General features: G+C 58.1%; 5 protein-coding genes. 4 read left to right on the top strand and 1 reads right to left on the bottom strand.

The genetic code is table 11. The features are described from left to right. The first annotated feature begins 75 nt into the window (after positions 1 to 75). Positions 76 to 567, top strand: coding sequence for a calcium:cation antiporter family protein (locus ARC85_RS19555; protein WP_286715971.1), 492 nt, complete (start codon positions 76 to 78; stop codon positions 565 to 567). Between the two features lie 34 nt (positions 568 to 601). Continuing rightward, the gene (locus tag ARC85_RS19550; RefSeq protein WP_286715970.1) at positions 602 to 979 is read left to right on the top strand and encodes a thiol-disulfide oxidoreductase DCC family protein; all 378 of its coding nucleotides are present in this window, start codon (positions 602 to 604) and stop codon (positions 977 to 979) included. Positions 980 to 990: 11 nt separating this feature from the next. On the opposite strand, the gene ARC85_RS19545 is transcribed toward ARC85_RS19550, so the two are convergent. Beyond that, positions 991 to 1,899 (bottom strand): bestrophin family protein, encoded by a 909-nt coding sequence (locus tag ARC85_RS19545; protein WP_286715969.1) that lies wholly within the window; start codon positions 1,897 to 1,899, stop codon positions 991 to 993. A 482-nt stretch (positions 1,900 to 2,381) separates the two neighbouring features. Here ARC85_RS19545 and trxC point away from each other — a divergent pair, with 482 nt between their 5' ends. Continuing rightward, on the top strand, positions 2,382 to 2,822 hold the full coding sequence (trxC, locus tag ARC85_RS19540; protein WP_286715967.1) for a thioredoxin TrxC: 441 nt from the start codon (positions 2,382 to 2,384) through the stop codon (positions 2,820 to 2,822). A gap of 27 nt (positions 2,823 to 2,849) precedes the next feature. After that, the gene (locus tag ARC85_RS19535; protein ID WP_199452420.1) at positions 2,850 to 3,152 is read left to right on the top strand and encodes a hypothetical protein; all 303 of its coding nucleotides are present in this window, start codon (positions 2,850 to 2,852) and stop codon (positions 3,150 to 3,152) included. The last annotated feature ends 120 nt before the right edge of the window (positions 3,153 to 3,272 follow it).

Raw genomic sequence — 3,272 nt, 5'->3', positions numbered from 1 at the left:
ATAGCGTCTGTTGCCAGAACTGATGTAAATCAGGGGTGGTCATCGGATTCCTCCTTCATTTGAAAGCAGGAATCAGTGTGGCGAAATTCAGTTGCCAGCCACAGGTGCGGATTTATTGGCGCTTACGTCATTGCGATTGCGGGCACACGCATCACACGTGTGGTCGACCAGCTCGCCGACCGGACCGGGCTGGGTGAGGCGACCGCTGGAGCCGTGCTTCTGGGGGCAGCGACGTCCCTCAGTGGTTCGGTGCTCTCGGTAACAGCAGCCTACCGCGGGCACCCGGAGTTGGCTGCGAGTAATGCTCTTGGGGGCATCGCGGTACAGACCTTTTTCCTGGCTATTGCCGATATGGTCTACCGTCGTGCAAACCTGGAACACGCGGCGGCCTCGGCTCCGAACATGATGCAGAACGGCCTGCTGATCAGGCTCCTGGCAATCGAAAAGCATGCGAGCGAGACAATGATCGATACGCGCCTGGAATTTCAGGGCGATGGTACAGCCTCTCGCGGGTTATGCCTGAGATCCGAAGGGTTAACGGGAGCCACGCAGTGCTTTATCGTGTAGTCAGATGAATGCGATGCAAACAGGGGGGATAGCGATGACGGCACCAGGCGATCAGCTTCGCGTGTACTACGATGGCGCCTGCCCGAGCTGCGTCAAGGATCGCAGGCTCTATGAACGACTCGCGGGCAGGACCGGCGAATCGGTGGAGTGGGTGGATATCACCGGCCGTGATGAGGAGTTGGAGGAACGTGGTATAGACCCGAAAGCCGCGCTTCAGGAGCTCCATGTGGAAGATGGCCAGGGCAACATCCACCGGGAACTGGATGCCTATATTCTGTTGATGTCGCGGGTCTGGCTGCTGAAACCGCTTGCCTGGCTGATTGGTTTGCCGGTAATTCGGCCAGCGCTGGCAAAGCTGTATCACAAATGGGTGAGCGAGCGGCTGGAGAGAACCGGGCGCAGGCCGTTGTAACTGCCGGGCCCTTACTGCAACTGGTATTTGACCGGCTGCAGCGGTTCGGGCGCCGGGTCGCCCAGGGCTTCGGCAACACTGATTTCATGAATGCGGCAGATGGCATCCAGCGGCAGATCGTTGGTGTGTCGGCCAAAGGGAAACTCAAGCTGTTCAGACAGGCGATCCAGCCCGAAAAACGTGTAGGCCACGATGGCGGTGAACACCGGCGTAAACCAGCCTGCGACGCCTACCAGACCGAACGGGAGCAGGTAGCAGAACACATACGCCGTGCGGTGAGCCAGCAGGGTGTAGGCAAAGGGCAACGGGGTGAGGGCAATGCGTTCCGAGGCCGCCTGAATGCCCGCGAGGCCATGAAGGTGCTGGTCTACGGCCGCGGTTGCTACAGAATCCAGATCGCCCGCCTTGTGGGCTTCGGCGAGTACGTCTCCGGCCCGGTGCAGCATGAAGGCGGCGGGGTTGCGTGTGCTCAGGGCCTGGTCAATGAGTTCGGGTGCCAGTGACCCAGGCAGGTCAGACCGTACATCTTCTCCCCGCAACTGGCCGCGCAGCAGGTGGGCGTGAGCGAGGCATCGGGTCAGAAGCTCCCGGCGTCGTTCCGGGCTCAGGTAAATGGTGCTAGTCCGGGCCAGGCTGCGAAATTCGTACACCATATGCCCCCAGTGTTTTCTGGCTTCCCACCAGCGGTCGTAGGTGGCGGTGTTGCGCACGCTTAAAAAGATGGACAGGGCGATGCCCATGATCGTGAACGGCAGAAGTGTGTAGTCGACCATGCCGTCGAGGTAGTGGTGGCGCGAAACCCAGGTAACGGCGGCTGCAAACATTCCCGTAAGCAGAATGTGCGGCAGAATGTGGGGGACAACAGACCCTTTCCAGGCCAGCAACAGCCGGAGTGGGCCGGGGCGCTCGCGAACAATCACGGTTAACACTCCTGGGATGGATGATGGCCTTGCCTGAGGGTTGGCCGCTGTGATTCCTATGCCTTTTTACGGAGAACCCGCTCGTTACACAAGGGGGTAAGCTTTTTAAACGAGGAGGGCAGCACTCTGGCCGTTGCCTGGCATTACCCGGTGGTTTCAGGGGCAGCGAGATCAGGCGGCGGATTTGTGGCAGCAGTCACTGTCGCAGGGTGATAGCAGGTAAGTGCTCGAAACTTCGAGAAACTGTTCGATAATCTGTGTCATCAAGATTCCCTCTGATGGTTTATTTAAATTGCAACCTGATAGATTGGGGCACATTCCTATAAAAAAACTTCGGAAAACCGAAACACATTGATACCGCTTGGCGCCGGGGCTGTAAATTCCGACTGTTTTATCGACAGTAGCATGGTGCTTGTGCCTCTTGATTTCTCTTCTCCTGCCCTGATTATTTCTACCATCAGCCAATCAGAGGCCCGTTCATCATGACTGACGTTCGACACCTGGTATGTCCCCATTGCCACAAAGTGAATCGCGTACCGGCCGACAAGTTGTCCTCCGGCGGCAATTGTGGCGCCTGCAAACAACCGCTTTGGCCGGATCAGGTTCTGGAGCTAACGGAGCAGACCTTTGCTACCCACACCGGGCGCAGCGATCTGCCTGTGTTAGTGGACTTCTGGGCCAGTTGGTGTGGCCCGTGCAAAATGATGGCGCCCCAGTTCGAGCAGGCCGCGAAGGCCTGGCGCGGGAAAGTGCGCTTTGCCAAGCTGAATACGGAACAAGCCCCCGGGCCGGCCGGTCAGTTTGCGATTCGCAGCATACCGACCCTGATTCTGTTCCAGAACGGCCGGGAGGTGGCGCGCCAGAGTGGCGCCATGAATCAGGCCCAGATCAGTCAGTGGCTGCAAGCGCAGGGTATTCGCTAGGAAAAGCCGGGACAAAGGTGCCTTGCCATGAAGTTTCTGATCATCGGTGTTTTCGCCGCCATCGTGGCTGTCCTGATCTGGCGTAGTAAACAGAACACTGCCCCTGAAGAGCAGGCCTGTGCCATCGACATTGGCAAGCTGCTAAAAACCAATCCGGATGCCCAACCGCAGGCCATTGCCGATGTGTTCCAAAAGTACGGCATTGATCAATCTCGGTGTAAGGCTGTGGGCGCGATGGTGATGCCGCAGTTGCGAAAGCAGGGTTTGAAACCGGAAGATGCCAGGATTGTGATGAGGCAGGTGAGGGCGGCCTACCCTCTTGTGCCCTAGGAGTCTGCGCGGCAGAAGTATTTTGAGCAAGTGACCCCGCCGCGTCGAATCACAGTTCGGCCCGAGAACGTATCCACAATATCCAGCCGAATAGAGTCTCGATTCTCTCTATTCAGTCAG

Source organism: Marinobacter sp. tcs-11 (assembly GCF_002049515.1).
GTDB classification, from domain to species: domain Bacteria; phylum Pseudomonadota; class Gammaproteobacteria; order Pseudomonadales; family Oleiphilaceae; genus Marinobacter; species Marinobacter nauticus.
The sequence above is the reverse complement of the archived record's forward strand: the minus strand, read 5'-3'. Positions and strand labels throughout refer to the sequence as shown.

Excerpts from the sequence above, each read along its gene's own strand:
- ARC85_RS19550 (WP_286715970.1), top strand. The coding sequence starts at position 602 with ATGACGGCACCAGGCGATCAGCTTCGCGTGTACTACGATGGCGCCTGC.
- trxC (WP_286715967.1), top strand. The coding sequence starts at position 2,382 with ATGACTGACGTTCGACACCTGGTATGTCCCCATTGCCACAAAGTGAAT.
- ARC85_RS19535 (WP_199452420.1), top strand. The coding sequence starts at position 2,850 with ATGAAGTTTCTGATCATCGGTGTTTTCGCCGCCATCGTGGCTGTCCTG.